The 16,157-nt window shown below is 74.5% G+C and carries 9 protein-coding genes; 2 read left to right on the forward strand and 7 right to left on the reverse strand.

What is annotated here, in order from left to right:
• Positions 1-301: 301 nt before the first annotated feature.
• The 5 genes from WME89_RS35015 to WME89_RS35035 all read right to left on the reverse strand — a co-directional run bounded on the left by WME89_RS35015 (position 302) and on the right by WME89_RS35035 (position 6,025).
• On the reverse strand, positions 302-1,909 hold the full coding sequence (locus WME89_RS35015) for a hypothetical protein (protein WP_438003985.1): 1,608 nt from the start codon (positions 1,907-1,909) through the stop codon (positions 302-304).
• A 177-nt stretch (positions 1,910-2,086) separates the two neighbouring features.
• Positions 2,087-3,079, reverse strand: coding sequence for a flotillin-like protein FloA (gene floA, locus WME89_RS35020; protein ID WP_437618940.1), 993 nt, complete (start codon positions 3,077-3,079; stop codon positions 2,087-2,089).
• 51 nt (positions 3,080-3,130) lie between these two features.
• A complete protein-coding gene (locus WME89_RS35025; RefSeq protein ID WP_438003986.1) occupies positions 3,131-3,604 on the reverse strand; it encodes an NfeD family protein in 474 nt (157 codons plus the stop codon).
• Entirely contained in the window at positions 3,601-5,142 is a 1,542-nt protein-coding gene (locus WME89_RS35030) for an NfeD family protein (protein ID WP_438003987.1), read from the reverse strand. Before WME89_RS35030 ends, WME89_RS35025 begins: the two co-directional genes overlap by 4 nt.
• Before the next feature lie 184 nt (positions 5,143-5,326).
• A complete protein-coding gene (locus WME89_RS35035) occupies positions 5,327-6,025 on the reverse strand; it encodes an alpha/beta fold hydrolase (RefSeq protein WP_438003988.1) in 699 nt (232 codons plus the stop codon).
• A gap of 457 nt (positions 6,026-6,482) precedes the next feature.
• Between WME89_RS35035 and WME89_RS35040 the strand changes: the two genes are divergently transcribed.
• The gene (locus WME89_RS35040) at positions 6,483-8,600 is read left to right on the forward strand and encodes a hypothetical protein (RefSeq protein WP_438003989.1); all 2,118 of its coding nucleotides are present in this window, start codon (positions 6,483-6,485) and stop codon (positions 8,598-8,600) included.
• A gap of 237 nt (positions 8,601-8,837) precedes the next feature.
• Positions 8,838-10,886: a thrombospondin type 3 repeat-containing protein gene (locus WME89_RS35045; protein WP_438003990.1), complete on the forward strand. Its 2,049-nt coding sequence runs from the start codon at positions 8,838-8,840 to the stop codon at positions 10,884-10,886.
• A 249-nt stretch (positions 10,887-11,135) separates the two neighbouring features.
• Here WME89_RS35045 and WME89_RS35050 read toward each other — a convergent pair whose 3' ends face one another.
• Positions 11,136-15,152 carry a serine/threonine-protein kinase gene (locus WME89_RS35050; RefSeq protein WP_438003991.1) on the reverse strand — a complete coding sequence of 1,339 codons (4,017 nt, stop codon included), beginning with the start codon at positions 15,150-15,152 and terminating at the stop codon, positions 11,136-11,138.
• A gap of 8 nt (positions 15,153-15,160) precedes the next feature.
• Positions 15,161-16,042, reverse strand: coding sequence for a hypothetical protein (locus WME89_RS35055; RefSeq protein WP_438003992.1), 882 nt, complete (start codon positions 16,040-16,042; stop codon positions 15,161-15,163).
• Positions 16,043-16,157: the final 115 nt, after the last annotated feature.

The raw sequence follows: 16,157 nt of genomic DNA on the forward strand, positions 1-16,157 counted from the left end.
GCGCCGGCGCAAGCGACGCGTCGCGCAGCGCGCCCCCCCTCGACGACTGACGCCGTTCCCACCCGACTCTGGCCCTCGCGTCTCGGCGCGGCTCTCGACCGAGTCTGCGCTGCGCGCCGGATGAACCCGGGAGAAAAAACCGCCAGGACGCCAAGGACGCCGGGAGAGACGAGAGTTTTCTTCTCCTGGCGTCCTTGGCATCTCGGCGGTTCAACTCCTCTTCATCCAAACACCGCTTGGCGGATCGAGCCCTTCTCGCCCGAGCATCGTTTTACAGGGGCGCTCGTCACAGGCGCGCTCGTTACAGGCGCGCGCGCCGGCGAGCGCGGAGCGCTCTCGGGGGCAGCAAGATCTCCCGGAAGAGCAGCGCCTCCGTCACGGCGCGGCGGTCCAGCGCGACGCTGGGCGCGCCCGCGGCCGGCGCGAACGCGTCGGGGCGACGCTCGCCCGTGCCGAGCGCCGGGATCGCCGCGCGCGCCAGGGTCAGGATCATGAGCGCCTGCCCGGGCGCCTGGTGCGCCGCCAGCACCGCGCCCGCGAGGAGCGCGCGCGCGTCGCGGCTCGCGGGGACGCGGCCGGCGAGCAGCGCGTCGCGCGCGCGGGACGCCTCCTGGTGCTCGTGCGGGCCGTGGTCGAGGCCGCTGATGTCCTGCAGGCCGAACCCCGACAGGGCGAGCAGCGGGCCGGCATAGAGGCGCTCCACGATCGACGCGGCCATGTCGGCGAAGGGCGGCAGCGGGAACGGGACCCACGCGCCCCTCACCGGCCAGATCAGATGATCGAGGCTCACCCCGGCGTGGCGGCGCGCCCACGCCTCCCGCAGCGCGCGCGCGGGCACGCCGAGCCCGGCCCGCTCGAGGACCATGCACCCGATGAGCACGCGCAGGTGCGGCGGCGGGTGCACGTCGTAGCGCGCGCCCCTCGCGCCCCTCTGGACCGCGAGCGACGCGTACGGCACGCCGTCCTGGAAGAACAGCTCGCTCATCGTGATCACGTACGCGGGGCCGAACATCATCGTGCCGAAGACGTCGCAGAAGATCTCCTCGAACCACGCGCCGAACGCCCGCTTGAGCTCCGAGGCCGCCGCGCCGTCGTCGTCCAGATCGAGCTCGCGCGGCCGCGCGCCCGCGTCCGGCAGGCCGAGCTCGCGGCGCAGCGCGGGCTCGAGGCCGTCGATCGAGGCGAGGAAGTCGTGGCCGATCTCGTGCGCGAGCGCCGGCCAGCGCAGCGGGGTGGCGAAGAAGTCGGCGGGAAGGAAGATGGGCGCGATCGACGTCGGGATGAAGCCCGTCCAGATGGCGAGATCGAAGCCCGCGAGCTGCGTCGCCGGGAACCCGCTCCGGAGCGGCAGCCCCTCCGCCCGCGCGAACGCGATCACCGGGGCGTAGCAGGCGTCCGCGAGGGCGTCGGCGTCCCCGAGCGCGGGCAGGAGCGACGGGTCGCGGCGCTGCCGCGCGAGCACCGCGATCTCGCCCAGCACGCGCTCGATGTCGTCCGCCGCGGCCTCCGCCGCGCCCGCCCCGCGCCCCGCGTCGACGGCCGCGCGCGCCTGCGCGATCTCCTGCGGCACGAACCGGGCGAGCGCGTCCGCGAAGCGCCGGTTCGCCCGCTCGTGGCGCACCGCCTCGCCGAGCGCGGCGGCGCTCCGCTCGAGCTCGTCGAGCCGCAGGAGCGCCGCCCGCTGCCGGGCCGCGTCGGGCGCCCGCGGGGCGCCGAAGGGCACCGCCGCTCGCGGCGCGATGCTCCGCGGCGCGGCCTCGGCGGGCGGCGTGTGGCGCCGCGGCCTGTCCGCCCTCGCGGGCGGCGCTGCGGCGCGCGCCTCGTCGGTGTTCCCGTACTTGATCGCCGCCTTGACGATCAGCCAGATCACCCCGAGGAGGGCGCCGACGTACTTCTCGATGTCATCCATGGCGCTCGTCCAGCGTCGTGTGATTGCGGCCCCTCGGCCGCCCGCCCGCCGGCGGCCGCGTGCGGCGCCAGCGCCCGCGGCGGGCCGAGCACCTCGGCGAGCACGAAGCGCTGCACGATCGCCTCGCGGCGGCCGAGCCACGCCCAGCGCGGGCCCGCGGCGTCGCGCGGCGGCACCTCACGACTCCCCGACGGGGTCGGGCTTGCCCCCCGTGGTGCCGGCGATGCCCTGGCGCATCTCGGTGTCGGCGATGACGTTGCGCATGTTGTAGTAATCCATCACGCCGAGCTTGCCCGTGCGGAGCGCCTCGGCGACCGCGAGCGGGATCATCGACTCGGCCTCGACGAGCTTCGCGCGCATCTCCTGCGTCTTCGCCTTCATCTCCTGCTCCTGCGCGACGGCGAGCGCGCGGCGCGACTCCGCCCTGGCCTGCGCCACCTGCTTGTCGGCCTCGGCCTGCTCCGTCTGGAGCTTCGCGCCGATGTTGGAGCCGACGTCGACGTCGGCGATGTCGATCGAGAGGATCTCGAACGCCGTCCCCGCGTCGAGGCCCTTCTTGAGGACGTTCTTCGAGATGGTGTCGGGGTTCTCGAGGACGTGCTTGTAGTCGTCGGCCGAGCCGATGGTCGAGACGACGCCCTCGCCGACGCGGGCGAGCACCGTCTGCTCGCCCGCGCCGCCGACGAGGCGATCGATGTTGGCGCGCACCGTCACGCGCGCGATCGCGAGGAGCTGGATGCCGTCCTTGGCCACCGCCGAGACCTTCGGGGTCTCGATCACGCGCGGGTTCACCGACATCGCCACCGCCTCCAGCACGTTGCGGCCGGCGAGGTCGATCGCGGCCGCGCGCGAGAAGTCGAGCTCTATCCCCGCCTTGCCCGCCGAGATGAGCGCGTTGACGACCGCCTCCACCCGGCCGCGGGCGAGGTAGTGCGCCTCGAGCATGTCGATCGACACCCCCTCGAGGCCCGCCTTCACGGCGCTGATCCGCGCGTTGACGATCTGGTCGGGCGGCACCCGGCGCAGGCGCATCGCGATGAGCGTGAGCATCGAGACGCCGGCGCCCGACGCCTGCGCGGCGACCCACAGCCGGAGCGGCACCATGTACAGCGTCGCGATGATGGCGACGAGCACGAGCCCGCCGATCACGATGACCGAGATGATCTCCATATCCCCTCTCCACCCGTCCCTGTCCGTCAAGGGCCGCGTCTCGCGCGCTCCCTAGGGCTGGCGCGGCTCGACGACGACCCGGTTCCCCTCCACGCTCGACACGCGCACGGGCGTGCCGGCCTCCACGTAGAGGCCGTCGGTCACGACATCGACCGCGCGATCGTCGATCTCCACCGTGCCGGCGGGGCGGAGCGGCGTGAGCGCCCTGCCCTCCTTGCCGGCCAGCGCGGCGAGCCGCGCGTCGGGGCCGCGCCCGCTCCGCTGGGTCTCGAGCAGCACCATCTTCTGCCCCGCCCGGGTCCTCGCGACGGCCCAGAACAGGAGCCCCGCCGCGCAGACGCCCGCGCCGAGGGCGAGCAGGCCGTGCGCGGCCCCGAGGGTCGCCCACGCGACCGCGACCGCGCCGACGACGGCCGCGCCGCCGAGCAGCCCGACGAGGCCGACGCCGGGGATGACGAACACCTCGATCGCGAGGAGCACGAGGCCCACGACGAGCAGCAGGACGACGAGCAGCGCCGGGGTCACGCGCCGCGCTCCTCGTCGCCCGCGCCGCCCGCGCCGCCCGCGCCGTCCACGCTGGCCGGGATCGCCCTCACGACGAGCCGGCCGCCCTCGGCGCGGAGCACGCGGACGCGGACGCCTGCCTCGACGTACCCGAACGCCGAGAGCGCCTCGACGCGGCGGCCGTCGAGCTCGACCTTGCCCGACGGGCGCAGGTCGGTGGCGGCGGTGCCGACGCGGCCCTCGGACGACGTGAGCGCCGCGGCGCGCTCGGGAGGGCCTCCGGCGACGGCGCGGATCGCCGTGTGGAGGACGAGCCGCCGCCCGAGCCGCGTCCTCGGCGCGACGCGCGCGGCGAAGGCCGCGAGGAGCGCCGTCGCCGCGAAGGAGGCGCTCGCCGTGGCCAGGGCGCGCGGCAGCCAGCCGGCGTGCCAGGCGATCTCGAGCGGCACGCGCTCGAGGTCGAGGAGCGAGAGGACGAGGGCGCTCGCCACGCACGCCGCGCCCGCGATGCCGGGCAGGATGTGCCCCGGGGCGAGGACCTCCACCGCGATGAGGAGCGCGCCGGCGGCGAAGAGCGCGATCTCCTCCCAGCCCGCGAGCTTCACGACGTGGTGCCCGAAGAAGAACAGCGCGAGGCACGAGAGCCCGACGGCGAGCGAGACGCCGTGGCCTGGCGCGTAGAGCTCGAGGAGGATGCCGAGCATCCCGAGGGTCATGAGGAGCCCGGAGAGCGTCGGATCGGAGAGGAAGCGCGCGAGCTCCTCGGCCGAGCTGGGGCGCGGGCGCGCGATCTCGGCGGGCGCGGGGCGGCCCAGGGCGCTGAAGAGCTCCGCCTCGGTGCCGGCCTGCACCTCGGCGACGCCCCACGCGAGCGCCTGCGCGCCGTCGAGCGTGAGCAGCTTGCCCTTCTCGTCGAGCCCGGGGACCTCCGCGTCGGCGTCGACCATCGCCTCGGCGATGTCGCCGCGCCGCCCCTTCGCCTCGGCGGTCGCGCGCATCTCCTTGCGCATGTACGAGACGACCTTCTCGGCGACGGGCTTCATCTCGCCGCCCTCGCCGACCTGCACCGGCGTCGCCGCCCCGAGCGTCGCGCCGGGGGCGACCGCGATGACGTCGCAGGCGAGCGAGATGAGCGCGCCCGCCGAGATCGCGCGCGGGTTGACCCAGCACACCGTGCGGACGCGGGCCCGGAGCAGCGCGTCCCGGATCGCGAGCGCCGCGTCGACCCGCCCGCCGAGCGTGCTGATGTCGAGGACGAGGAGGTCGCCCTCGCCCTGAGCGGCGATGACGCGCTCCAGGAAGGGCGAGAGGCCGAGGTCGATCGCGCCGGCGATCGCGACCACGGTGACCTTCCCCGCGGCGGGGATCGGCGGGAGCGGCCGCGGGCCCGGCGGCGCGGGGGCGCTGGCCGCGGCGCCCGCGCTGCTCGCGAGAGCCGCGGGCGCCGCCTCGCCGCGCGCGGGGCGGCACACGACCATCGTCGCCAGCAGCGCGAGGAGCGGCATCGCGAGCCGCGCCCGCCGCGCGGCCTGTTCCAGCAGGCGCCACCAACCAGTCAAGCCCCACTCCCTGGCGCGTCGGCGGCCCGCGCCGCGCGCCGCGCTCCCGAGGTTCACGCCGGAAACGCCGCGACGAGCCGAGCGTAGCGCACGCCGGCGCTCCACGATACCCCCCATCGGGGATACGCCCGTCGAGACATTGCGCCCGGCCGAGCGGCGCCTGCGCCTGCTCAGCCGCCGCTGCTCAGCCGCCGCGCTCCATGAACTTCGCCACGACGTCCGCGAACTCCGCTGGTCGCTCCACGATCCAGTCGTGGCTTCCCTCCGGCGAGACAGCGAGGGTCGAGCCCGGGATCAAGCGCTGCAGGGCGAAGGCCGAGCCGAGCGGCACCGTGTGATCGCGCGCGCCCCACGCCAGCAGCGTCCGCACGCGCACGCGCGCGGCGTGGCCGCTCAGCTCCGCCGTCGCGGCGAGCCGCACGAGGCTCAGCGCGCTGCGCGTGTGGAAGAGCAGGTTGTGGAGGAGCGCGGGCGTCACGCGCACGAAGAACCGCGGCTCGAGCGACACGTCGGCCAGGCGCCCGAGGAGCAGCGCCAGGAGCGAGCGCGGCGGGTTGACGCCGACGGCATCGGCGAGCACGAGCCCCGCCAGCCGCGCGGGGTACAGGGCGCCGGCGACGAGCGCCGCCGCGCCAGACATCGAGTGACCGATCAGCGTGACCCCCTCGAGCTGCAAAGCCTGCAGCACCTCGTCGACGCAGCGCGCGTACTGCTCCAGCGTCCACGGCGCGCGGAGGCGCGACCCGCGGCCCGAGCCGGGCAGCTCCGCGACGAGCACCCGGGCCCGCCGCGCCATCGCCTCGACCGTGGGCCGGTAGGTCATCCCGCTGATCAGCATGCTGGGCAGAAGCACCACCGGCGCCCCGGTGCCCGTCTCGGTCACATAAACGACCTCGCCTCCGGCCCGGATCTCCCGCCCACGGCCTTGCTCCCGCGCCGCTCGCCTCACCGCAGCCCTCGCGGAGGTGGGCAGGCTCTTCTCGCTTCGACCCGGCCGCGGGACAGACAGGCCGGCCGCGAAGGACGCGCGTCCAGCGCAGGTTTCCACCACTCCACGTCGTCGATGGCGCTTCTGCATGAGCGCCAGGCCGATGCCGGGCGTGTGCCAGCGGCGCGGCGCCGCAGCGGGGCGCTCGCGTGGCGCGTGGCGCGTGGCGCGTGGCGCGCACGGCGCCGCACGAAACTCTGGAAGTGTGTTGAGCCCGTCCTGCGCCGCGCTAAGCTCCTCGAACAGCAGCGATCTCCAGGCTCATGGGGAGCCAGCAGGCGTGTCGTCAAAGGCCGAGAGCCCGGCGCCGCCTGCTCGGATAACCAGCTCTTCTGGAATGAACAGAGGCGAAATGTCGAGGTTCCGCTCCACGTCGGGAGATCGGAAGACAGCTGAGCTCAAGGTCTCGGCGCTCTCGATCTCCGCTGCGCTGTCCGTCCTCTCCCAGGGTGCATGGGGGACGGACGCACCGCCGGCTGCCGAGGTCCAGTGGGCTTATGCGCTCATCGCCGCGCTCGGGTACCTGCCCACCGCGATCGAGGTCGCCGCCGCCACGCTGCGGCGGACCGGGATGTCGGCCGAAGCGTACGTGCGAAAAAATGCGATGTACCTGGATCCGGAGGGTCCCGAGGACGAGATCGTGGGCGTCGTCTTCGGCGACGCGCTGGAGTCGCTCGGGGAGGATGCGCGCGCCGTGGTCCACGCGCTCGCCGCGCTGCCGGCCGCCGGCGTTCCCCTGGAGGTGGTCGCCGCCGCGGCGGGCAAGCCTGCCCCCTCGGCGGCGCGGCCGCTGCAGCTGCTCGTGCACGGCCGGCTGGTCTCGTTCGACCAGGGCTCGCAGACCTACCGGCTGGCGCCGCTCATGCGCGCGGTGGCCCTCAAGGACGTCGCTGACGACGCGGAGCGCCTGGCCGCGCTGCAGCGCGGCGCCGTGGACGCGATGCAGGCGCTCCTCTTCTGGACGGCCGCGGTCGAGGGGCGGCCGGAGGCGGCGATGCGCCGGCGCGTCGCCGGCGATCTCATGGCCGCCCTCGACACGGCCCCGTTCCGGGAGAGCGGGCGCGGCGTGGACGTGCTGGCGCGGGTGCTCGTCGATGCCTGCACGGTGCTGGACCTCGGGCTCCCGGTCGAGGTCCAGCAGCGCCTGCTCGACGAGGCAGCGCGCCTCGCCGGAGAGGCGCTGCCCGAGCTGCGCGCACGCGCGCTGGCGGCGCTCGAGGGCGCGCGGCGCGCGGAGCTCGCGGGCAAGCGGCGGGGCACCTTCGGGACGCTCCGGGCCACGCCGGCCGCCCGCGACCGCGGCCGCCCGGGTCACCGCGACGTCCTCCGCAAGGCCGTGCGCGCCAGCGCGCAGCGCGCGGCGGCGCGGATCTCCTCGCTGCCCGAGGACGACCGCATCCGCAGCGCGAAGGAGCTGCTCGCGCGCGGCGGGCTGCGGGCCCGCGAGGGAGCGCTCGAGGCCGCCGCGGCGGACTACGACGAGGCGCTCGCCGCGCTCGAGGCGGCCGGCGAGGGGCGGGGCCAGGCGACCGCGCTCCTGCTCCGCGGCGATCTGCGCCGGCGGCAGGGGGATCTCGCGGCCGCCTCGCGCGATCACGAGCGGGCGCTGCCGCTCTTCAGGGCGGCGGCCGACCGGGCCGGAGAGGCGATGGGGCTGCTCGCGCGCGGCGACCTCCGGCTCGACCAGGGCGACGCGCAAGGCGCGGCGGGCGACTACGGCTGCGCGCTCACGCTGCTCAGGGCCTGCCGCGACCGGCTCGGCGAGGCCAACGTGCTGAAGGCGCGCGGCGATCTGCTCTTCAGGGAGGGCGACCTCACAGGCGCGGCGCGCGACTATGATCGGGCGCTCTACATCCTCGAGGGCGTGGAGGAGCGCGTCCTCAGCCAGCTCCGCTCGCCGCCGAGCAGCGCCGACGAGCGCCGCGGGGCGAGCGCCCGAGCCCCGCGCGACGTCCTCCCGCGGCCCGAGCTCCTCCGGGCGCTCGGGTACGAGCAGACGCACGCGCGCACGTGGCAGGCCCGCGGCGACCTGCGCCTGCGAGAGGGGCAGACAGCGCTCGCGGCGCGCGACTACGGCAATGCGATCCTCCTGTACCGGGAGAGCGGGGATCGCCGCGGAGAGGCCGCCGCGCTCAAGGCCCGCGGCGATCTGCGCCGCCAGCGGGGCGCGCTCCCGGGCGCGCAGCGCGACTACGAGGAGGCGCTGCACCTCTTCGAGGCGCTCGGCGACGGCGCCGGTCAGGCTGCCGTGCTCCACGCGCGCGCCGACCTGCGCTGCGAGCAGGGCGACACCGCTGGCGCGGCGCTCGACTACACCAGGGCACATGCGCTCTTCGACTCCTCCCACGCCTCGCACGCCTCGCACGCGGCGCGCGACCCCGCTGGCCAGGCGGGCGCGAGGGGTGTCCCCGCGGGCGTCTCCCATCGCGAGGACCCGCCTCGGCCCGTCCCGGCGGCTGTCCCGCGGTGACGGCGAGGCTCGGCCCGGGCCCGCCGAGCTGCCCGCGCCGAGCGACGATCCCGCGATATCGATGCCTCCGTCGCTCCAGGAGACGGACGAACGTCGGATTCAGCGCTCATCGATGGATGACGCATGAGGGTGCCACACGAGCGCTGGCGCTATTCCTGCTTTGTGACTTCGTTGTTCGTCCGTCCTGCGCTAGGGTTCACTCGTCCGGATACTCGCCCCGGCACCGAGGTGGCCCCTGTGCGACGACACCGTTCCTTCGTCGGCATCAACTTCGCTTTGCTCTTGCTCCTGCCCAGGGCTGTGCTCGCCTTGCCGACGGTGACCGGCTCCGCGCCGGAGCTCGGAGCGTGGGACGCGCGCCAGGGCGCCCCCCTCCACGACGATGGTGTCGCCCCGGACGCGGAGGCCGGGGACGGCGTCTTCACGGCGACCGTCTCGTTCGCGGGGCAGGGTGAGATCGAGTACAAGGTCTCGCGGAACGGGGAGGATCTCGGCGATGGCGGTGCGGGTGCGGCCACCGGGGACAACCTGCGCTTCACGCTGGCCGGCGGGACAGCGCCCTACGATGTCACCTTTTATTACGACACACGCGACCTGACCGCACAGGGGTTCTTGCCAGCGACCGAGTCGGCCTCGGACTCACGCAGCGCCTCGCTCGCCGCGGACGGCGCGCGGCAGGTGTGGGTCGCCGTCGGAGACTGGCAGCGCTCCGTGGGCGATACGGACTGGAACTCGTCCTCGACCCTCACGGTCGCGCGCGACGATGGCCTCCTCGGCGATCGCGTCGCGGGCGATCATGTCCACACATACCGCTTCGTGGCCCGGGCGGCGCTCTCCGGCGCGCTCTTCAAGTTCGCGGCGCAGGGCCCCTGGACCACGAGGCTCGGCGCGAACGGCTGGAGCTACGCCCCGCAGGACTCCTCGAGCGCCGCGTTCAGCGCCGCGGCGGGGCAGGTCGTCACGCTGGAGCTCGACGCGCTCCACGGCCGGATGCGCGCCGAGGTGTCGAGCCCCTCGAAGCTCCTCCTCACGGAGCTCCGCGTCCACCCCGCGGCCGCGGAGTTCGTGGAGATCTATAACCCGGGCCGCGCCCCGGTGGACCTGTCCGACTATTACCTCGCCGATTACCGCTTCTATTACGAGCTCGTGGCGACGAGCGCGACGCTCCCGAACACGAACGACTTCCTGGTGCGCTTCCCGGCCGGCGCCGAGATCGGGCCCGGCGAGATCCAGACCGTGTCGCTCGGAGGGGCCGAGTGCTACCGCATGGGGTGCGCCGAGACGAGGGCGTTCGAGGGCTGGGGCTCGCACCCTACCTACGAGTTCTACAGCGCAGGCACGTTCGGCGCGGGGGAGAGCAGGTCGGCCGCCGCGGTGCCTGACATGCGGCTGCCGCTCCCGGGATCGGTGGGAGAGACACGCGGGCTGACGAACGATCATGAGTGTCTCATCCTCTTTTACTGGGACGGCGTGAGCGATCTCGTGAAGGACGTCGATTACGTCTTCTATGGCACGACGGGGCTGAACGCCCCTGTCGACAAGACCGGGAAATCGCTCGACGGGCCGGACCCCGGGACCGCGCGGAGCACCTACCTGGACGACAGGGCAGATGACGTCGCGCTGCACGCGCCGCTGTCCGCCGCCGGCGGGAGCTGCCGGCAGGACTTCACCGAGGGCGCCCAGGCGGCGAGCGGGGGAAACGGGGTGACCGGCGCGGTGGAGACCAGCGAGGCCTTGTCGTCGACCTGGGCCGCGTGCGAGGTCCAGACGCCCGGCGCCATCGACTTCGACGGCGACGGCGTGCTCCTGGGCGACAACTGCCCCTGGACGCCTAATCCCGATCAGGCGGACGCGAACGCGAACGGCGTCGGCGACGCCTGCGATCGCGACGACGACGGGGACGGTGTCTCCAACGACGCGGACAACTGCCCCCGGACGGCCAATCCGGATCAGGGAGACGCGGACGGCGACGGCGCTGGAGACGACTGCGACGCGGACGACGACAACGATTTCATAAACGACATGAATGACGACTGCCCGACCGAGGCCGGCGCGGTCGCGAACCGGGGTTGTCCGGGCGGAGAAGGCGGCGGTGGCGCGGCGTCGAGCGTCGTGAGCTCATCGAGCGAGGCCGCGTCGTCGTCGGGCGGCGGCGGGTTCACCGGCGGCGATGACGGCTGCGACTGTCGCGCCGCGGGCGTCCCGCCGGTGCGCGGCGCCCTGGCCCCATGGCTCGCGCTCCTCGGCGGCGCGCTGCTGTTCGCGCGCAGTCGCCAGCGCCCCTGAACCAAGCGCGCCCCCCTGGTGTTCAGACGAGAAGGAGTGATCCGCCAGGATACGATGTTCCGGGCCCCTCCTGACGTCCTTCGCGTCTGACTGCCTTCTCGATCCGACCTCCGTCCCAGCCGCGCAGAGCGGCGGTCGCCCGCACAGGAGACGGGCCCAGATCGGCGTTTTCGGCGCGGAGGCGTACTCCAGTACGCCGAGCACCGAAAACGTCGAGATGGGCCCGTCTCCGAAGCGGGCGACCGCCGCTCAGCTTGGGAGTTGGCGTTCCAGGCGGTCGCGCATCACGTTGGGGATCCTCCCGGCCGCCTCGATCGCCCGCGCGAGCGCCGCGCGCGCCTCTTCGTGGCGGCCGCGCCGGGAGAGGGCGCGCGCCCGCGCCTCGATGACCTCGATCTGCTCCTGCCCCACGAAGAAGCGGGCGGATCGCTCCTCGAGCTCGTCCCACGCCTGGTCGGTCGCGTCCCGCGTCGCCAGGTCGATCATCGACCACTGCACCTCTTCCGCGGGCTCCATCTCCGTGCCCTCGCGCCCCTCCGCGGCCGCCTTCCCCTGCTGAGCCCGGAGCCCCTCGATGATCTCCCGCGCCTTGCTCTCTTCGCCCTTGTACAGGAGCAGCCGCGCCAGAAGGAGCGGCACCACCGGCCGCGCCTCCTCCCCCCGCTGCTGGCGCTCCAGCGCGACCGCCCGCTCCACGTGCGGCATCGCCATCTCCAGGTTGCCCATCAGGTAGAGGTACTCGCCCAGGTTGAACTCCCCGACGAGCTCCATCGTCCCGAGGCCCAGCTCGCGCGAGATGGCCAGGACGCGGCACAGATCCAGGATCATCCCCTCGTTGTCCCCGAGGCACGCGCGCAGGAGCGCGCGATTGCTGATCGCGGGGCCGAGGTGCAGGAGGTCGCCGCGCGACTCGCACATCCGGATCGTCCGATCCAGCGCCGCCCCTGCCTCGTCCAGCTTGCCCAGCCCCGGGTAGATGAAGGTCAGGATCAGCAGCGACACGACCAGCGTCTCGTAGCCCTCGTCGCCCAGCGACTCGGCCTGCGCCGCCGCGAGCTCGAGCTGCGGCGCCGCCTCTTTCCAGCGGCTCTCACGCTGCAGCGTGCGCGCGACCCCCATCGAGAGGCGCGCCGAGAGCGCGAGCGGCAGCTCTCCGGGCGCGAGCGCCCTCGCCTGCTCCACCCGCTCCTTCGACCGGCCGTAGTCGTTCATCCAGTCGAGCGCCGTGGCCTCGTCGAGCAGGATGTCGATCTGCTCGATCGCGTCGCCCTCCTCCACCGCCATCGCGCGCGCGCGGGCCAGGTCGCCGAGCGAGTCGTGGTAGCGCCCCAGCCGGTAGCGCATCAGCCCCCGGCCCCGGTACGCCGCCCGCCGCCGCGCGCCGCGCTCCTCGACGGGCTGCGCCAGCGCGCGGCTGTAGTAGAGCTCCGCCTCGACGTAGGCGTGCCGCGCCCCCGCCCGCTCGGCCAGCTCCAGGTAGCCCTCCTCCGCGATCGTCGCGAGCCCCGCCTCGGCCGCGTGGAACGCGATCTTGAACCGCCGCTGCTCCTGGCCCTCGTGGGCCGCCGCGCGGTGGTGCTCGTACGCGGCCAGGTGGATCCGCCGCCGCTCCCCCTCGGCGCACCCGTGCGCGATCGCCTCCCGCACGAGCGCGTGACGGAAGGCGAACCGGCCCTTCCGGCCAGCCACCAGCACGCCCGCCTCGACCAGCCGCTCGGTCCCGACGCGCGCGTCGAGCGGGAAGGCCGCGCCCTCGCCGCGCTGGTCGAGGTGGTGCAGCACGCCCTCGATCTCGTCGAGCGACACCTCCGCGCCGAGCAGCGAGACGAGCCGCGCGTGCGCCCCGAGCGCCGGCCCGAGCGCCGCGATCTCGCCCTGCGCCAGCGGATCGATGAGCGGCAGCACGGGCAAGCGATCGAGCTCATCGGTCGCCAGGTACCACGCGTCGCCCCGCGGGTGCCGCCGCAGGATCCCCTCGCGCTTGAGCCCGTGCACGAGCTCCACGAGCAGGAACGGCACCCGCTGCGAGCGCTCGAGCAGGCGATCGATCGCGGGCTCCGGCACGTCGCGCGCGGGCCGGAGCAGCCGCCGGCACAGCGCCCGCGCGCTCTCCGGATCGAGCGGGCCGAGCCGCACGGCCTCGCGGCGCGCCGCCCGCTCGCCCCAGGACGGGTGCGCCTCCGCGAACGCCGGGCGCCCCATCGCGCAGATCCACAGCGGCGCGGCGCCGTCCGCGAGCGCCGCGTACTCGAGCGCCGCGAGCGTCACGTCGTGAGCGAACTGCGCGTCGTCGAGGATGATGAGGAGCGGCGCGACGGCCGCGCGCCGGCGCAGGAACTCCCCCGTCGCCCGCACGCGCGCCGAGCGCAGCGCGCCGGGCGCTGCCTTGAGCGCCTCGATCTCGGGGAACACCTCGCCGCCCGTCTGCTCGTCCACCCAGCCGAGCGCCATCGCCAGCCCCGAGCCGAGCTCCTCGCCGAGCGCGGGCCCGAGCCGCTCGGCGAGCGCCGCGCGAACCCCGCTCTGCGGGGGCGCGTCGGGTACGTCGAGCGCCTCGCGCACGAGCTCCTGGAGCGTCGCGTCCGGGGCGCCGCTCGTCGGCTCCTGCCCGCGCAGATCGATGAGCTGCGCGTGCGGCAGGCGCGCCCGGAGCTGCTCACCGACCTCGGCGAAGAGGCGGGTCTTGCCGTAGCCGGGCTCCCCGATCACGGACACGACCGTGGGCAGCCGCAGGCGGAGCGCCTCCTCCGCGCTCTGCAGCAGAGGCTCGAGGACTTCGCTGCGACCGACGAACGTGCCGGGATCCGTCGCGTCGCGCGCCGAGCCGACGGAGCCGAGCGTCGGCTCGTGGGAGGGCTCGCCCCCCGCCGCGGCGGACGCCTCGGGCAGCGCGGCCGCGGCCGCGGGCGTGAGGAACGGCCCCGGCGGGCCGGACGCCGCCGGCCACCGCTCGGCGCGCGAGAAGAGCGGGCTCAGGAAGCGCGTCGCCCCGCCCGGCCGGACCTGGACCGAGACGGGCGCGAGATCGATGAGGACCCGCGCGCACAGCCCCCCGCGCAGGAGCTCGTCGGCCGCGCGCTGCGCGTGGCGCACGGGGTTCGCGTCCCCCTCGTGGCCGAAGACCGCCGCGTACCGCGAGCCGGAGGCGTGCGCGAGCTCGCCGCCGAGCGCCCGGATCCGGCGCTGCACGGCCACCCGGTCGTCCGCGCCCTCGAAGAACAGGAGCCCCACCGCGCGGCGCGGGGCGCCGGTCCCGGCCCGCGCCGCGTCGCGCTCGCTCCCGGCGAGCTCGTCCCCGAGCGCGCGCTCCAGCGCGGAGCGGAGCTCGGTCGCGCTGCCGAACCGCTCGTTCCGGTCCTTCGCCAGGCACCGGTGCACCACCTCCTCGATGGCCCGCGGCACGGCGATGCGCGCCGCGAGGCGCGGGGGCCTGCGGCTCCTGTGGTCCTCCAGCACCGACGCGCGCGGCCCCCAGAACGGCGGCCGGCCCGCGAAGAGCTCGTAAAGGATCACGCCCATCGCGTAGATGTCGGCGCGCGCGTCGAGCTCCGCGCGCCCGGCGGACTGCTCCGGGGCCATGTACTCCGCCGTCCCGAGCGCCTGGTCGTCGTCCTGCACGCCGCCGCGCCGCCCCACGACCCGGGCGATGCCGAGGTCGATGAGGGTCGCCTTCCCCGCGCCGTCGACGAAGATGTTCTCGGGCTTGAGGTCGCAGTGCACGTAGCCGCGCGCGTGGACGCCCTCGAGGGACGCGAGCACCGCGAGGCCGAGCCTGGCGGCCTCCTCCGTGCGCGGCGCGGGGCGACGGGCGAGGCGGGCGGCGAGCGTCGGCGCGGCGACGCGCTCGAGCACGGCGTACGGCGAGCCGTCGTCGAGCGTGCCCCACGCGTGCACGGCCGGCACGTGGGGCGTGCCCACGGCCAGCAGCGCCTCGACCTCGCGCCGGAGGCGCCCGCCTGCGCCGAGGCGCTCGGCGCGCGCGAGCTTGACGGCCACCGTCGCGCCGCCGCCCTCGGGCTCGGCCTCGAACACGATGCCGAACCCCCCCTGCCCCAGGATGCCGAGGGTCCGGTAGCCGGGGAAGTGGGGCAGCGCGACAGGGACGACCTCGGTGATGTCGGGCACCGTCACGTCGAACGGCAGCGGCAGATCCTGCGCCGGGCACTCGGCGCAGGCGCCCTGGTTCCGCCGCCCGCACGACGGGCAGCGCCGGCCTTCGAGGGGCGCGCCTTCCTGCCCCTCACCTCGCGGCGCGTCCGGGCGCATGCCCTTCCCTACGGCGGCAGGAACGACGTGACCACCATGTCCGTGCGCGCTGTGGTCGAGATCGCGGGGTTGTCGAGGCATTGGGAGTAGTACCCACCGTCGGCGTTCACGACGCTGCAGACGGTATCGCACGAGCCCGCGATCGCGATAGGGCCACACGCCTGGGTGGCGGTGGCCCCGGACCCGGGGTCGACGTTCAGGTGGCCGGCCGCACAGTCACGCTTGAGCGCCCGCGCGCGGGTGACGCCGGCGGGCGAGTAGCAGGAGCGCACGTAGGGCGTCGAGCTGAACAGGTTCCCCCAGAACGCCCCCTCCCTCACCGTGTAGCTGGAGCGCTCCGTGGCGGCCGCGGCCATGAACGGCTGATTGGAGCGCAGCGAGATCAGCACCGAGACGCCGTACCAGTTCGTCCTCGCGGCGAGGCACGCCGTCATATGGCGCTGGTAGAAGGGATCGTTGAGCGGGCCGTACACCCACCAGTCCGCGATCGCGAGGTCGCCGTGGTACGTCTCCGACCGGACGGCGCCGCTCGAGTCGGTCCACGAGAACGAGAACGACTGGTTCGGCCTCAGCGCGCAGCTGACGACGTACCGCAAGAGCTCCCTTGACAGGTTGCCGTTCGTTCCCGGATCCTGGAGGGCCCCGCGCGCGGTCGAGCTGAGCGAGGCCCAGGTGAGCGCGGTCGGGCTGAACGCACTGGGGGAGAGCGCGGTCGAGTGGAGGGAATTCTGGTTGAGCGCATTGGGGAGGATGCTGTTGCTGCTGATGACAGCCCCTTCGGCCTCCCCGATTGGCTCATCGAACTCGTCGTCGAGCTCAGCCCCGATGCAGGCGGTAGTAACCAGAGGTATTGCGAGGAGCGCAACAGTCCGCGTACAGCATAGGAACATCTTGGTTCCCCCTTTCAGCGACGGGTCCGGCGTTTCAGTGTCGAGTGGCGGCCAAGTTTAAGTTACCATTTGGAAACGCTCCTGCGTATACCGGTTCATCGAATATCTTGCCCGA

The sequence above is a fragment of the Sorangium sp. So ce321 genome, from assembly GCF_051530195.1.
Lineage (GTDB): Bacteria > Myxococcota_A > Polyangia > Polyangiales > Polyangiaceae > Sorangium.